Origin of the sequence: Gluconobacter sp. DsW_056 (assembly GCF_002153595.1) — a bacterium.
Lineage (GTDB): Bacteria > Pseudomonadota > Alphaproteobacteria > Acetobacterales > Acetobacteraceae > Gluconobacter > Gluconobacter albidus.
Genome location: NZ_JOPF01000002.1, coordinates 216,011 through 230,886, shown reverse-complemented (window position 1 = coordinate 230,886; position 14,876 = coordinate 216,011). Strand labels below are relative to the sequence as shown.

Here is a 14,876-nt window from a genome sequence, read left to right as displayed (position 1 = left end):
TCAGGCGTCCGGCTGCACGATCCGGTCTGGATGAAGCAGTTCAAAACGCTCCAGATCCGCCGAGAACAGACGGACCTGCACATCCATCCCGTCATCCCGATCCGTGCGTCCAACCACCTCACCGTGCTGGTAAAGCCAGGCCAGCGCCGCGCCGTCCGTGATCGGCAGACGGACATCGACGGATTTCATGGATCGCGTCAGGTACTGGTCCAGAACCTCGAACAGATCCGGCAGACCCTCGCCTGTGATGGCGGAAATCGCGACAGCATTCTCACGCTTCGGAACCGCTTCGACACCGCCCACCAGATCGGCCTTGTTCAGAACCTCGATCGTGCGATCCGACCAGTGTGAATCCAGCACGCCATCCCGCACCATGCCATCCAGCACGTTCAGGACGTCCGCCCGCTGGGCCACGCTGTCGGGATGCGAAATATCGCGCACATGCAAAATCACATCCGCCTGCGCCACTTCCTCGAGAGTCGCCCGGAATGCCGCGATCAGTTCGGTTGGCAGTTCGCTGATGAACCCCACCGTGTCGGACAGGATCACATTGCGCCCGGACGGCAGACGCATGCCGCGCATGGTCGGGTCCAGCGTGGCGAAAAGCTGGTCCTGCGCGTGAACGGACGCGCCAGTCAGGGCATTGAACAGCGTGGACTTGCCCGCATTGGTGTAACCGACGAGGGCCACGACCGGGAACGGTACGCGCTTGCGGGATTCACGGTGCAGGCCGCGTGTCCGGCGCACCTGTTCCAGTTCCTTGCGGATCTTGCCGATCCGCTCGGCCAGCATCCGGCGGTCGGCTTCCATCTGCGTCTCACCCGGGCCGCCGAGGAAGCCGAAGCCGCCCCGCTGACGCTCAAGATGGGTCCAGAGCCGCACAAGGCGCGAACGCTGGTATTCCAGATGCGCCAGCTCGACCTGCAACACACCTTCCCGGGTGGCAGCGCGCGCGCCGAAAATATCAAGAATCAGCCCGGTTCGGTCCACGACCTTGCAGGCCAGGGCCTTTTCAAGATTGCGCTGCTGTCCCGGGGACAGACGCGCATCAATCACGACCACATCCACATCGTCGAGCTTCACAGCCTCGGCGAGCTGCTCGACCTGACCGCTTCCCAGCAGGGTCGCGGGGCGGCGTGCACGCAGCAGAATCGCGGCCTGACGCACCACGACCAGCCCGATCGACGCCGTCAGACCCACCGCTTCCTCAAGGCGCGCATCCGCCGCACGAATTTCTTCCTGCGGTCCGGACTTTTCCCACGGCAGGATGACCGCGGCGCGTGTTGCGGGTTTTTTGGTCTCGAAACCGCTCAAAGCTCTTCTTCCACAAAATTCATCGCCGTTACCGGCATGATCGTACTGACGGCGTGTTTGTAAACAAGCTGCACATGACCATCACGCCGCAGCAGCAGGGTCTGCGCATCCGACTGGGCCAGGATTCCCTGAAGCTTTACGCCATTGACCAGAAAGACGGTCACGGAGGCTTCCGTCCGGCGCAGATGGTCAAGGAAAACCTCCTGAACGGCACGAGAACCGACAGGAGAGGAATGTTCTGAAGTCACGCTGTTATCAGTCGACAGAGGAAAGAGAAGGAAAATCGACGGGCCATTTCAACCACTCACTGGCGTGGACGACGCAGGCGCACGGTCTTCATTTGTCGTCACGCCAAGCTGCTTGAGCTTGCGATGGAGCGCACTGCGCTCCATGCAGACGAAACTGGCCGTGCGACTGATATTACCCCCAAAGCGCATGAGCTGCACCTGAAGATACTGCGTCTCGAACAGGTCCCGTGCCTCACGCAGCGGCAGGCTCATGACATCCGCTCCCGAATTGAGGCGTGTCATGGACGGCGCGCCCTGACTGATGGTGGAGGGAAGCATGTCTGCCCGGATCGGATCATTGCCGGTCCCTGGCATCATGATCAGCAGCCGCTCCATCAGGTTGCGCAACTCCCGCACATTTCCCGGCCACTCATAGGATTGCAGCGCGGCAAGTGCATCGACCGACAGCTCCCGGACCGGCAGCCCGGAAGACTGGGCGCAGCGGTCAAGGAAGTGCCGCGCCAGACCCGGAATGTCTTCGCGCCGTTCGCGCAGGGAGGGAATCCGTAGCGGCACGACCGCAAGGCGGTAATACAGGTCTTCCCGGAACCGGTGCGCGGCAATCTCGGACTGAAGGTCGCGGTTGGTGGTGGCGATGACGCGGATATCCACTTTCACCCGCGTATTGCCGCCCAGACGCTCGAAGGTCTGGTCCTGAAGCGCGCGGACAATCTTGCCCTGCGTTTCAGGCGGCATGTCCGCGACTTCATCAAGCAGGAGCGTTCCGCGATGGGCGCGCTCCAGCACGCCACGACGCATCGGCTGACCGTCTTCGCCCTCAAGGCCGAACAGTTCTTCTTCGAAGCGGTTGGGCGCCAGCGTCGCACAGTTCAGGGCAATGAACGGCCCTTCTGCCCGGCGCGAGCGCGCATGGATCATCCGCGCCGCCACTTCCTTGCCCGATCCGGCCGGACCGCTGATCAGCACACGGGAATTGGTGGGCGCAACACGCTCGATCTGGGCGCGGATGGCCGAAATGACGGCCCCCTCTCCCGAAAGGGTCGTTTCCGGGCCGGCCCTCAGACGCAGTTCCGCATTCTCACGTTGCAGGCGCGCGGCTTCAAGCGCGCGCCGCACCACCACCAGCAGCCGGTCCGACTGGAAGGGTTTTTCGATAAAGTCATAGGCGCCGAGCTTGAGGCTCGACACTGCCGTCTCGATGGTGCCGTGACCCGAGATCATGAGCGTCGGCAGCCCAGGTTCCTCGGTCTGGAAAATCTTGAGCAGTTCGATTCCATCCAGCCGGGAGCCCTGAAGCCAGATGTCCAGAATCGCCAGAGACGGACGATGCGCGCGAAAAAGTTCAAGCGCCTGATCCGAGTTGGCGGCTGTCCGGGTTCTGTAGCCCTCATCGTTCAGAATGCCCTCGATGAGGAACCGGATGTCCGGTTCGTCATCGACGATCAGGATCTCATGTTCCATCTGCTGTCCTCATGGTCTGAAGGTCCGTTCCACCCGGGACATGGCTCTCCTGCTCCCATAACGGCAGGGACAGGGTGACGCGCGTTCCCCGCTGCCCGGATGTCGGGCCACGGGAAAGGTCTGGTTCCCGATCAGTGAGCTGAAGCATCCCGGAATGGTCCTCCATGATCTTCTTGACGATCGCAAGGCCGAGGCCGGTGCCCTTCGCCTTGTGGGTTACATAAGGCTCGGTCAGCCGGTGGCGTTCCACCGTCGGCAGGCCGATCCCGTCATCTTCTATGTCTAGCAGGACATGCCCGCCGTGAATGTGCAAGCCCACCACAATGTGTCCTATTGGCTGCACTACCTGTCCTGCGGGCTGTCCGGAGACATTTTCTCCCGGTTTTCCGCGGCCTGCCATGCTGATGGCATCGGCTGCATTCTGTAGCAGGTTTGTCAGTGCCTGTCCGATGAGTCGCCGGTCACAGCGCACGATCGGCCCTGACGGCGGCAGTCCGGCCGTCTCGAACACAATTTCGGGATGGGCATTTCTCTGGAGCACCAACGCCTCCCGACACAGCCGCGAGAAGTCCTCCGGCTGCATGACGGGCTGTGGCATCCGTGCAAAGGCGGAGAACTCGTCAACCATTCGCCCGATATCGCCGACCTGCCGCACGATCGTATCGACAAGCTGCGTATAGGTCTCAGGATCGGAGTGGATTTCCTTGAGAAAGCGCCGCTTCAGGCGCTCTGCCGCCAGCTGGATCGGGGTCAGAGGATTCTTGATCTCGTGCGCCACCCGCCGGGCCACATCCGCCCAAGCGGCTTTGCGCTGGGCAGACTGAAGATCCGTGATGTCATCGAAGGTCACGACATAGCCCGCGACATCCTGCCCGCGCAGCTCTGCCACGACCCGGACAAGCAGCGTGCGGCCCGCACCCGCACCCGCACCCTCGCCCGGTCCACCTGGACGCTGCGCGCCTTCGGTATCCACCTGGATTTCGGCCGTATGGACGCGCTCTGGCGCCATGCGTGCCGCCTCCAGCAGAGCGGAGAACTCCGGCACACGCTCCGTCAGTTTCCGGCCGATGGCGGGCTGGAGGTCACGCTGGAGGACACTGGAGGCTGCGCGGTTCGGCAGTTCGATCACCTGCGCCCGGTCAAGCCCGATCACGCCCGCCGAAACGCCTGCCAGCACGGTTTCGGTAAAGCGGCGGCGCTCGTTGATCTGGTCATAGGCCTGCATCAGCTCGGAACGCTGGCTTTCGAGCTGGTCTGTCATGCTGTTGAACGCACGGGACAGCCCCGTCACCTCGTCATCCTTGTCTTCCCCCGCATCGTCGGGAACAGGAACGCGCACCCCGAGATCCCCTTTGGAAATCCGCTGGGCCGCCAGGATGAGAAGGCCCAGCGGATTGGCGATCCGGTTGGCCAGCGCCAGACCCGTCAGCATTCCCACCGCCAGAACCAGCAGGCCCATAAGCGCGAAAATGACCGCAAACAGGACCTGCGTCTTGCCGCGATTGGCAATCAGCCGCTGGTAATCCGTAACCAGCGTGTCCGTCCGGCGCATGTGTTCGACGACATCCGGATCGACCGGACGGGTGATGACCAGCATGAGTCCCGAATTGCCGCCCAGCGCCACTACGGCGCGCACCTTGCGCTGATCCGGGCGGTCAAGAATCACGGCCTCTCCATGCCGGGCCAGTTCCACGACCGATTTCGGCGGAAGGGGGGGCGCGGTGGACATATCGGCATCGCTGCCCAGAAGGCCACCGACGGCCAGCACCTTGGATGTCAGGGGATCGAAGACCTCCGCATCCGTCAGGCCCCGTTCCGTCACTTCGTCGTCCAGAAATTCCTGAAGACGCGCCGGGTCATGGAAAAGATCGGTGCCGCGCGAGAAAAGCTCGTCGTTCTGGACCGTGATCAGCGTGTTCGCGAGCGCGAAGGCCTCGGTCCGGGCATTGTCGTTATGCTCCTGCAGGTAACCGACCGCGACCGATCGTGCCTCCGTCAGCGCATCGTTCACACGGTTGGAAAACCAGATTTCCACGCCATAATGGAAAAACAGCGTCGCCACCGCCCCCACGACGATGGTCGGGGCGACCGCCACAATGCCAAACAGCGTAATGAGCCGTACATGCAGACGCGCACCCGCCAGGCCGAGTCTGCGCTCGGCCACCATCCGCCCGATCTGCACCACGGCGGCAGCCGCAATCAGCATGAGCATGATGAAATCGAGCAGGAACACGATCGCCTGAACCTGCGGGCGATGCGCCAGAGACATGCCGCCTGACAGCACGACGAACGTGGCAAAAGCCAGCACAAGCGCCATAACTGTCAGAAGAACCGCCCCGTTGGCACTCGTCAGCCTTGCAAACAGGCGCCTCAGGGAACGAAATTTCACTCGTCGATGCCTTTCGGGATCGTGATGTCCAGTTCTCGGATACGCTTGCGCAGGGTGTTGCGGTTTACACCCAGAATGGCGGCGGCGCGCAACTGGTTGCCGCAGGTGCGGCGCAGGACCATCGTAATCAGCGGCCGTTCGACTTCCCCCACCACGCAGGCATGCAGATCGCCCGCGCCGTTTTCCAGGTCACCCTCAAGATATTCGGACAAAGGCCTTTCCAGCGCCCGCTCCAGACCGCGGGGACGTGCCGTGCCCGTACCTGCCGCCAGACGACAGACCGCGCTGATCCGTTCAGGCCCCATCCGCTGCGCCGACGGGAGTGCCGACAGCCACTGATGCAGTCCTGCCGCCAGACCACCCTGCCTCAGAAGCAGGAGCGGATCGTGACGGCTTCCGGCGATGACGCGCAGATCCGTCTGCGCAAGACAGTCCACGAACCGGTCCTGCATCGTAGGGCACAGACAGTCGATCTCGTCCAGCAGAAGGGTTCCACCCTGTGCCTGCTGGATCCAGCCCGCCTCGGCGCTCCCGAACAGTGCCGCCTCGCGCAGTGCGCGCGGGGTGGCGGTTAGAGCCGCCACCACGAAAGGGCGCTGCGCGCGCGGGCTGTGGCCGTGCAGCCTGCGGGCCACGTCCTGCCGGTCCAGCCGGGAGGCCCCGTAAAGGAAAACCGGATGACAGCCCTGCTCGACCAGACCGGATACGGACGCTTCCGTCATGAACGGCGCATGATCTCAGGCCGCCTCACGCGTGCCATCGCGGCTCAGACTGCCGGCCGGCCCGGCTTCGCGGTTGCGGACAACACCGGCTTCGATATGACGGTCATAGAAGCCTTCAAGCAGCGCGATGGCTTCAGCGGCATTATCCACATTATTGATTGTAGAGCGGAACGTCGCAGACCCCGGCAGCCCGGCGGAATACCAGGACACATGCTTACGTGCGAGACGCAGACCCGGACGCTCGCCAAAATGGTCAAGCATCATGCGATAATGACGCAGGGCGATTTCTTTTTCCGTGGCCAGATCAGGATCCAGCACGTCTTCACCTGTCCGCAGGGACTGCGCCACCTGTGCCGTGAACCACGGGCGGCCATAGCAACCCCGCCCGATCATGACGCCATCGGCCTGAGACTGGTGTAGCGCCTCACGCGCATCGCGGATGGTGTTGATATCGCCATTGACGATAACCGGCAGCGACACCGCGTCCTTCACCGTTTTAACGAAACGCCAGTCCGCCGTGCCGTTATAGAACATCTGCCGGGTGCGACCGTGAACCGTCACAAGCCGGATCCCGCTCTCTTCCGCGATTTTTGCCAGACGCGGCGCATTGAGGGAGTTGTGGTCCCAGCCCATGCGCATCTTAAGCGTCACCGGCACATTCACGGCCCGCGCCGTGGCTTCCAGCAGCTTCCCGGCCAGAACCTCGTCGCGCATCAGTGCGGAGCCAGCCATCTGCCCGATCGCCACTTTCTTCACCGGACAGCCAAAATTGATGTCGATGAGGTTTGCCCCTCCATCGACCGAAATCTTCGCTGCCTGCGCCATGGCTTCGGGATCACACCCGGCAAGCTGGACCGCATTGGGCCCGCGCTCGGCCATCCGAGCCATACGCATGGTGTTTTCGTTCTCACGGATCATCGCCCAGGAGGCGATCATTTCCGATACGACAAGCCCTGCTCCCAGATCGCGCGCGAGCTGACGGAACGGCAGATCCGTCACCCCCGAGAGCGGGGCGAGAATCACCGGGTCCTCGATCACCACGCCCTGCCCCAGATCAATGGGTTTCAGAACACGGTTCGGAGGGGCGGTTTCAGGCGCGTCGGGCGTGACGGAAGGTGAGGAAACAGTCATGGCCCTTCCAATTTACCGCCCTGCTCCCGCAAGCGCAAACGCTCCTTTGAACGCAACCCGCCTTACGGTCCGCGCGCTATGGCCTGTGACAGTTTCCACGCCCATCCGGCCAGTGCTTTTACGGAGAAGACCATGCCGCATATCACGACCAGTGACGGAATCCGCATCCATTACGAGGAACAGGGGCACGGACGGCCCATCGTCATGATTCATGGCTGGACGTTTTCGGGACGCTTCTTTCACCGCAATGTCGGCCCGATCTCCGAACAGGCCCGCGTCATCACTGTGGACCTGCGCGGCCACGGACGTTCGGAAAAACCATCACATGGTTACAGGATCGCCCGTCTGGCCGCCGATCTGCGGGACCTGCTGGTGGCGCTGAACCTGCGGGACGTCACGGTTCTGGGCTGGTCGATCGGCTGCCCGGTCATCTGGTCGTATCTGGAACTGTTCGGATCAGAGCGCATCCGCAACGCCATATTCGTCCAGCAGACCCCGAAACAGTATTATTCTGCTGACTGGAAGCTCGGCCATGCCGACTGTTACGACCAGGCGGGCCTGACGGCCGTACAGCAGCAGCTGACCCTCACCCCGGAAGACTTCGACCTGGCCAATCTGGAAAACTGCATCTGTCATCCGATTGCGGACGAGGAAAAGGCCTTCCTGCTTCGGGAGATGGCGCAAAGTCCCGCACATGCCCGCAGCGCCATGATGGCCGATCACACCACGCAGGACTGGCGCGATGTCCTGCCGCGTTTCACGCTTCCGGCTCTGATGATGGTGGCCCGCAAGGACAAGGTCCTGAACCCGGAAGGTCCCGCCTGGGTCGCACAGCACATGCCCAACTGTCGGGGCGTAGACTTTACGGACAGCGCCCACATGGTCTTTCTCGACGAGACCGAAAAGTTCAACCGCACCGTTCTCGATTTCATGAAGAGCTGATCCCATGACGACACTGCCTTTCAGCTTCGGCATGAACGAATTCACGACCCAGCCCTGGTCATTCGAGGAAGACGTCACCCGTTACTGCGCGCTTGACGTGGATGCGATCGAGATCTGCGAAGCCAAGCTCGATCCAAACCGCATCGAAGAACAGATGCGCCTTGTGAGAGAGAGCGGCCTGACCGTGAGTGCCGTGCAGCCTGCTGTGCGTACATTTTTCGGCAGCGCCATGGTGCCCGAACCCGGCGCACCCGAAGCCCGCGTCGAACGTCTGACCCGGAGCCTGAAAACCCTTGCCCCGCATGTGCCCGGCAGTGTTTTCGTCACCAATACCGGCGCACCACCCAAAGGGAACATGCGCCGCACCATGGACGAGACGGTGCGCTATCTGCGTGACCTCTGCCCGCTTGCGGACGATCTGGGCGTCTCCCTGTCACTGGAACCGCTCAACCCGACCTCTGTAAACACCGAAAGTGCCATCTGGACCATCGAACAGGCGATGGACATCATCGACGGCGTCGGACACTCCGCCATGGGTCTGTGCCTAGATTACTGGAACATCTGGCAGCAGAAAGACGTCTGCGCGGCCATCCGGGCCGCAGGCCGGAAGATCAACGTCCTTCAGGTCAGCGACTGGCGCACACCCTGGTCCGCAGCGGACCGTCTGATCCCCGGCGATGGCTGCATTCCGCTTTATGAAATGCTGCATGCCACATGGGATGCAGGTTTTCGGGGCGCCTGCACTGTGGAGATCTTCTCATCCGGCGTGCCGGACAGCCTCTATGACCGTGACCTGAACGAAGTCATCCGCTTCTGCCGCGAAGGACTGAATCAGGCCTGGACCGGTACGGCCTGATTTTCATTCGGTCGGCCCGATTTCCTCGCGATGCCGCTTCAGACCGTCCTGCGTGATGACGAAGCGTCCGTCATCTCGCAGTTCAGACAGCCCCAGCCGCTCCAGCCGCTCCAGACAGGGCTGGTCCTTCAAACCTGTCGGACGGCCCGTCGCGCCACAGAGCAGGAGCCGGTGCAGCGTCGAGCGGCAGCACGTCTCAAGGTAAGGCTCGTCATAGGATTCAGCGGTGAAGGCATTGGACATGCATTCGCGTCTATCGTGTCCCCACGCCACGGCCAAGACAAAACGACGTCACCCATCGTCCAGGGCTGTGAGGCAGGTGCTTCACAGTGCGGATTGGAGTATGGAAACAACTCATGATCGATCTCGGAACGCTCGTCACCCCTCTCCTGCACCGCTTCGACACCGAAACGGCGCATGAACTCGCCATTCACTCTCTCGCTCTTGGCCTCGGTGGCCAGGCTCCGAAAGACGTCCCGGCCCTCTCGACCCGCACGCTCGGCCTGCGCTTTCCCAACCCGATCGGCCTGGCCGCCGGGTTCGACAAGGACGCCCGCGCCATTCGCCCGCTTGCAAAGCTGGGCTTCGGGCATATCGAGGCCGGAACCGTGACGCCTCGCCCCCAGCCCGGCAATCCGGGCCCACGCCTGTTCCGGCTGGTCGAGGACGGCGCGATCATCAACCGCATGGGGTTCAATGGCTGCGGCGTGGACCGCTTCTGCCGACGTCTCGCCCGTCTGCACCGTCCGATGCCCAATGGCCGGATGCGCGGCCCGATTGTGCCGCTGGGTGTGAATATCGGCATCAACAAGACCGGCTCCGACCCGCTGCGGGATTATCCGGAACTTGTAGCCCGCGTGCGCCCGTATGCCGACTACATCACGATGAACCTGTCGTCGCCCAACACGCCGGGACTGCGGGATCTTCAGTCGGCGGCGATGCTGAAAGAACTCCTCGCGGCCATCAACACGCGCAATCCCGAACGGCCGCCGCTTCTGGTCAAGCTTGCGCCGGATCTGGATGACAGTTCCTACGAGCCGATCCTCGAGGCCGCCATCGAAGGCGGCGCGCAGGGTCTGATCCTGACCAACACAACCATCGCCCGCCCCGGTACACTGCGCGATCCGGCAGCCCGCGAGACCGGTGGCCTGTCCGGACGGCCTCTGGCAGCCCGCTCTCGGGATGTGCTGCGGATTGTCTCGGGGCTGAACAAGGGCCGGCTGGCGCTGATTTCCTGCGGTGGCATTGAAACCGGAGAGGACATTCTGGCCCGCATCCGCATGGGCGCGGACATGGTGCAGATCTATTCGTCCTTCGTGCTTCAGGGCCCCGGCATCCTGAGCCGCATGAAACAGGAACTTCTGGACGCCATGCGCCGCGATGGCTTCGAGTCGATCGCGGATGCCCATGGGATCGACTGGCAGGACTAAGCACTCAGGTCCTTCCCGGTTCGGGGCATCTTTCCTGATCCGGGAAAGGTGCCCTTTTCATATCCGTACTGTCCGCAGCAATCGAACCTCTGTCTCTGCAAACCGTTGAAAACCCATCAAGACACTGAACGGAACACCCGACGCATGACCACACGGCCTGCCGCGCGCGCCTTTTCATCTTTCAGCAGACAGCGGTCCGGAGCCGTTTGTGGACGTACTCTGGGTGTTCTGTTCGTCACTGTCGCGCTGGCATTTGCCGGACTGGCTCCCCCTATCGCACTCGCTGCGCCTCAGGCTGCTTCCGCCCCGGCAGTCGCCGTGCCTTCCAAAAAAGATGTTGGAAAAGATTCACAGTCCGATCCCACCACGTCCGGTCTGGGATGGGCTGCGGTTTCCACCACCATTGCTCATCAGCTCGACGACAGCGCCACCACTCTGCGGCAGGTCTTCGCCGTTCTGAACCGCAAGGACGAAAATACGGGCAACAGCGAGCTCGACAGCCTGTCGTCCCGGATCCAGAAGGTCCAGCAGAACACGCAGGACGCCGTCACGCAGATCCAGTCCTATGACAACATCACCGAATCTTTTCTGAAAATCCTCGGCACCAGCGCGGCGGAAAACGAAGATCCCTCCGTCACGGCACAGCGCCAGCGGATGCAGCAGAATGCGCAGTCCGTGAAATCGGCCCTGATCCGCGCCAGGCTCTATAATCTTCAGGCCCAGCAGCTCAACACAGCCATCAACGCGCGCCGCACACAGCTTCAGCACGCGGCCCTGTCCGAACACACGGTTTCACCGCTGGCTCCGCGCTTCTGGAATACACTCCTGACCGAACGCGCCGAAAACCACTCTTCGTTTCATCCGGGCGGTGTTCTGGCGGACTGGCTCCATCTCCTGATCGGCTGCGCGATCACCTTCGCGGTGATTGGCCTTAGCTCCCCCCTGATCCTGCGTCTGCTCAAGCGTTGTGGTGCCCATTTCCGCCCCGCCACTGAAGACAGCGTGAAAGAGGCTCTCTCCGCCAGCATCATTGCCATCACGCTCAATGGTGCGCTGGAAGCCCTGATCGCTACCCTGACATGGTTCATCTGGGCTGCGGCCACCCTGCCCGATGGTGGCGGCCCGATCGGTGCGATCATTGGTGAGACCGTTCCCGTCTGCGGCTTCATCATTGGCGCCGGTCTGCCAGTATTCGGACGGAGCGGCGTTCTGGCACAGGGCAATCCCGGTGAGCGCAAGGCGCTTCGGGGAGTGGACTGGATTCTGGCGATCAGCATTCTTCTTCTGGACCTGCTGCGTGCGTTTCAGGCCCAGGATGCTTTTGGCCCAACGCTTCAGATCCTGCTGGAAATCGTGTTCTCCATCGCCATCGGCCTGTGTGCCGTGGATACGTTCCGCCGACTGGGCAACCAGAACGATACGCGCGGCTTCGCGCCGTCCGCACTGGGTGTGTCCAGCCTGCTTCTGACCGTCACGGTCATTTCCATCCTGCTGGGCTATGTGGCCTTCGCCTTCACACTCAATGGCTGGCTGCTCTCGCTGGGCACGGGCGTGGCCATCGTGGCACTTCTGGGTCTGTGCTGGCGCGATGTTCTGGAGCGGCTGTTCTCGGAAGGTAGTTTCTTCAGCCTCCGCCTGATGCAGCTTGGCCTTCCCCAGCCCCGCCTGTCGCAGATCGGAGTGATCCTTTCCGGGCTTGGAAATATCCTGCTGCTTCTGCTGCTGTTTTCCATTGCACAGACAGATGGCAGCTTCAGCGTCACGGACATTACCAACAGGCTCTGGCTGCTGTTCGTCGGCAACACCATCCACGGCGTAAAGATCTCTCTCGATACGGTCGTGCTGGTCATCGTGCTGGCCGTGGCCGCCTATTACATCATCCGCCAGACCCGAAGCTGGATCAGGGACCGTTTCTTCCCCACAACCCGCCTCGACATCGGCAGCCGGACGTCGATCCTCAGCATTTTCACCTATTGCTCGTGGATCCTCGTTGGCCTCGGCATTCTCTCCATTGCCGGGGTGTCCGTGCAAAACCTGACCTGGGTGGTCAGTGCCCTCTCGGTCGGTATCGGTTTCGGTCTGCAATCCATCGTGCAGAACTTCGTCTCCGGCGTTATTCTCATGGCCGAGCGGCCGGTGCGCGTTGGCGACATGGTTGAGATTGCCGGCACACGGGGCGATATCAAACGCATCAGCATCCGCGCGACCGATATCGGGCTGAGCGATGGTTCGACCATGATCGTTCCGAACTCCCAGTTCATCACGACAAGCGTCAAAAACGCCACGCTGAGCGGAGCAACGGGCAGCCTTACCCTGACATTTCAGGTGCCGGTGGCGACCCATCCGGAAAAGGCAAAATCCATGCTGCTGGAAGTTGCGGCACATCGCGACGAAGTCCTCGCGACACCTGCCCCAAAAGTTCGGGTCAGTGCCATTACCGCAGACAGTCTGACCCTGACTCTGAGTATCGCTCTCGTCTCCGCCCGGGACGCCAGCAGCGTGCAGGATGCCATTCTTTTTGACGTCTTCCGCCGGTTTCGTTCCGAAGGTATCGCCATCACGACAGCCTGATCAAAAATACAGGGCGGGACTCCGGGAAATACTCGATTTCTGGACGGACTGACCATAATGTCAGTCCGTCCAGAGAAATCAGGATTCAGACCGATGCCGTCTCCGACACATATTCCCGGTGAAAAGTCAGGCGGACAGGTCTTTCATCTGCCTGTGCGCTCCAAAACGCTTTCCAGAGCGGAAGCAGCAGCCCATCTCGCGCTACCAGAACGCAGGATGAAGCTGCTTTCCCTTCTCGGCACGGGGCCTGCGCACACGCAGGGTCCTGATGGCAGAATTGCCTATCGCCGGGAGGATCTGGAACTCTATCTTACGGCCCTGCACGAAAAAGCCGATATTTCCGGGACTGAAATGACGCGCCGCCGGGCACAGGCGGCGCCCAGTCGTCAACGCGCGCTGGAGCTCGTGCAGATCAACAGCAAAACCGGATTTCCCGATCCTGACCCGTTCATGATGCTGGCCACCGGCGCGGATGCCCGTCATCACGCCTGTTTTTTCGTCATCAAGGTCATGGCGCTGTTCGGACTGATCATGCTCTGCATTTCATCCACCCCGCTGCTGCGGGCGCATTTTAACTGACGAATACTCCAGGCGCTCTCCTGCCGCCTTCAGAAAGCGACAGGAGTTTCAGCCATGACGGTCCATCAGCATGTTCGTCACGGCTGCCTTGAAGGGCAGAAGCCGGTTGGCCACCGCAAGCCCGGCCCGGCGCGCCATGAGGAAGGGAGCTTCGTCGCGGGTGTAAACGGTTGCAATCGCATTGGTGGCCGCAAAAAGCGGCGCCGTGGCCAGACGATGCGTGCGTTCGAAACGGGACAGAACGGATGGGTCACCCGCATCGCCCGGGCCATCCGCAATCGCCTTGGCCAGAACCTCTTGCCCCTTGAGGCCAAGATTGAACCCGTGCGCCGTAATCGGGTGCATCCCCACCGCGGCATCTCCAATCAGGGCCAGGCGCGGCGCCTGAAAGCGATGGGCGTAAACGGCCTTGAGCGGATAGACGCAGCGCGCGCTCTCCAGCGTCATTGGCCCCATACGGCCCTGCGTACGGGCGGTGATATCTTCGCTGAAGGCCTTTCCATCGAGCGCCTTGAGACGCGCGATCTCGTCCGGCTCCAGCGTCAGAACCAGCGACGAACAGGAGCCCGGACGGTCATCTGCTGCGACCGGCAGAAGAGCAATCGTCTGCCCTTCATCAAACCACTGAAGCGCCGTATTGGCATGCGGCTCGGGATGCCGCATCCGGCAGACCATGATGTTGCGTTGGAAATCGTGAACGATCGCCCCGATCCCGGCTTCGGTCCGCAGGCGTGAAAAACGCCCGTCTGCCGCAATCAGCAGATCAGCCTCAAGACGCTCGCCATTGGCCAGAACAACGCCTGCCGAGCGCGTATCGTGCCAGGAACTGGCAATGCCTTCTCCGGCCTTGATCTTCACGCCGGGCATCCGCGACACCACGCGATACAGCGCTCGCCGGATCAGATGGTTCGCCACCATATGTCCGAGCGCATCGGGGCCATCGGCTGGCGCATCGAACAGAAGCGGCGGATTTCCCGTCTTTCCGGTCTCAATCCGGGCCGTATACATCGGGCAGATGCTGCCAGCAGGGATTTCGTTCCATGCCCCGACAGCCTTCAGCCATTCCGACGCGTGATGTGTCAGCGCAATTTCCCGCCCGTCAAAAGGCGGATCGGCCAGCACATCCACAGATGACCGCTCGACAAGGCAGACCCTGCGTCCGTCCCGCGCCAGTGAGAGAGCCGCAGCCAGCCCGACCGGACCACCACCGGCGATAATAACGTCGTAACGCAT

At 62.1% G+C, this 14,876-nt stretch carries 13 protein-coding genes; 5 read left to right on the top strand and 8 right to left on the bottom strand.

Going from position 1 to position 14,876, the window contains the following annotated elements:
* From hflX to dusB, 6 genes are read right to left on the bottom strand one after another with little or no spacing between them, the layout of a single operon-like run.
* On the bottom strand, positions 1-1,314 hold the full coding sequence (gene hflX / locus HK22_RS01825; protein WP_062028963.1) for a GTPase HflX: 1,314 nt from the start codon (positions 1,312-1,314) through the stop codon (positions 1-3).
* A complete protein-coding gene (hfq, locus tag HK22_RS01820; protein WP_062028961.1) occupies positions 1,311-1,562 on the bottom strand; it encodes an RNA chaperone Hfq in 252 nt (83 codons plus the stop codon). Before hfq ends, hflX begins: the two co-directional genes overlap by 4 nt.
* Before the next feature lie 48 nt (positions 1,563-1,610).
* Positions 1,611-3,023: a sigma-54 dependent transcriptional regulator gene (locus HK22_RS01815; RefSeq protein ID WP_062028959.1), complete on the bottom strand. Its 1,413-nt coding sequence runs from the start codon at positions 3,021-3,023 to the stop codon at positions 1,611-1,613.
* Complete coding sequence (locus HK22_RS01810) at positions 3,013-5,412, bottom strand: PAS domain-containing sensor histidine kinase (RefSeq protein WP_086648125.1); 2,400 nt, start codon at positions 5,410-5,412, stop codon at positions 3,013-3,015. Before HK22_RS01810 ends, HK22_RS01815 begins: the two co-directional genes overlap by 11 nt.
* On the bottom strand, positions 5,409-6,134 hold the full coding sequence (locus HK22_RS01805; RefSeq protein WP_086648124.1) for a sigma 54-interacting transcriptional regulator: 726 nt from the start codon (positions 6,132-6,134) through the stop codon (positions 5,409-5,411). The genes HK22_RS01810 and HK22_RS01805 overlap by 4 nt, the downstream gene beginning before the upstream one ends.
* Before the next feature lie 15 nt (positions 6,135-6,149).
* Positions 6,150-7,265, bottom strand: coding sequence for a tRNA dihydrouridine synthase DusB (gene dusB / locus HK22_RS01800; protein ID WP_086648123.1), 1,116 nt, complete (start codon positions 7,263-7,265; stop codon positions 6,150-6,152).
* Between the two features lie 132 nt (positions 7,266-7,397).
* On the opposite strand from dusB, the gene HK22_RS01795 reads away from it, so the two are divergent.
* Both HK22_RS01795 and HK22_RS01790 read left to right on the top strand, forming a co-directional pair.
* Positions 7,398-8,207, top strand: a complete 810-nt coding sequence (locus HK22_RS01795; RefSeq protein ID WP_086648122.1) for an alpha/beta fold hydrolase — start codon at positions 7,398-7,400, stop codon at positions 8,205-8,207.
* A gap of 4 nt (positions 8,208-8,211) precedes the next feature.
* Complete coding sequence (locus HK22_RS01790) at positions 8,212-9,063, top strand: sugar phosphate isomerase/epimerase (protein WP_086648121.1); 852 nt, start codon at positions 8,212-8,214, stop codon at positions 9,061-9,063.
* Positions 9,064-9,066: 3 nt separating this feature from the next.
* Here the strand turns inward: HK22_RS01790 and HK22_RS01785 are convergent, their stop codons facing one another.
* Complete coding sequence (locus HK22_RS01785; protein WP_062028947.1) at positions 9,067-9,306, bottom strand: hypothetical protein; 240 nt, start codon at positions 9,304-9,306, stop codon at positions 9,067-9,069.
* A gap of 113 nt (positions 9,307-9,419) precedes the next feature.
* Between HK22_RS01785 and HK22_RS01780 the strand changes: the two genes are divergently transcribed.
* The 3 genes from HK22_RS01780 to HK22_RS01770 all read left to right on the top strand — a co-directional run bounded on the left by HK22_RS01780 (position 9,420) and on the right by HK22_RS01770 (position 13,643).
* Positions 9,420-10,493: a quinone-dependent dihydroorotate dehydrogenase gene (locus tag HK22_RS01780; RefSeq protein ID WP_086648120.1), complete on the top strand. Its 1,074-nt coding sequence runs from the start codon at positions 9,420-9,422 to the stop codon at positions 10,491-10,493.
* A gap of 144 nt (positions 10,494-10,637) precedes the next feature.
* Positions 10,638-13,064 (top strand): DUF3772 domain-containing protein, encoded by a 2,427-nt coding sequence (locus HK22_RS01775; protein WP_198945453.1) that lies wholly within the window; start codon positions 10,638-10,640, stop codon positions 13,062-13,064.
* A 93-nt stretch (positions 13,065-13,157) separates the two neighbouring features.
* On the top strand, positions 13,158-13,643 hold the full coding sequence (locus HK22_RS01770; protein WP_062028944.1) for a hypothetical protein: 486 nt from the start codon (positions 13,158-13,160) through the stop codon (positions 13,641-13,643).
* 48 nt (positions 13,644-13,691) lie between these two features.
* Here HK22_RS01770 and ubiM read toward each other — a convergent pair whose 3' ends face one another.
* Complete coding sequence (ubiM, locus tag HK22_RS01765) at positions 13,692-14,876, bottom strand: 5-demethoxyubiquinol-8 5-hydroxylase UbiM (RefSeq protein WP_086648167.1); 1,185 nt, start codon at positions 14,874-14,876, stop codon at positions 13,692-13,694.

Bases quoted from the DNA above. Each gene is read 5' to 3' on its own strand.
- HK22_RS01815 (WP_062028959.1), bottom strand. From the start codon at position 3,023: ATGGAACATGAGATCCTGATCGTCGATGACGAACCGGACATCCGGTTC.
- HK22_RS01805 (WP_086648124.1), bottom strand. From the start codon at position 6,134: ATGACGGAAGCGTCCGTATCCGGTCTGGTCGAGCAGGGCTGTCATCCG.
- dusB (WP_086648123.1), bottom strand. From the start codon at position 7,265: ATGACTGTTTCCTCACCTTCCGTCACGCCCGACGCGCCTGAAACCGCC.
- HK22_RS01795 (WP_086648122.1), top strand. From the start codon at position 7,398: ATGCCGCATATCACGACCAGTGACGGAATCCGCATCCATTACGAGGAA.
- HK22_RS01790 (WP_086648121.1), top strand. From the start codon at position 8,212: ATGACGACACTGCCTTTCAGCTTCGGCATGAACGAATTCACGACCCAG.
- HK22_RS01785 (WP_062028947.1), bottom strand. From the start codon at position 9,306: ATGTCCAATGCCTTCACCGCTGAATCCTATGACGAGCCTTACCTTGAG.
- HK22_RS01780 (WP_086648120.1), top strand. From the start codon at position 9,420: ATGATCGATCTCGGAACGCTCGTCACCCCTCTCCTGCACCGCTTCGAC.
- HK22_RS01775 (WP_198945453.1), top strand. From the start codon at position 10,638: ATGACCACACGGCCTGCCGCGCGCGCCTTTTCATCTTTCAGCAGACAG.
- HK22_RS01770 (WP_062028944.1), top strand. From the start codon at position 13,158: ATGCCGTCTCCGACACATATTCCCGGTGAAAAGTCAGGCGGACAGGTC.
- ubiM (WP_086648167.1), bottom strand. From the start codon at position 14,876: ATGCGTTACGACGTTATTATCGCCGGTGGTGGTCCGGTCGGGCTGGCT.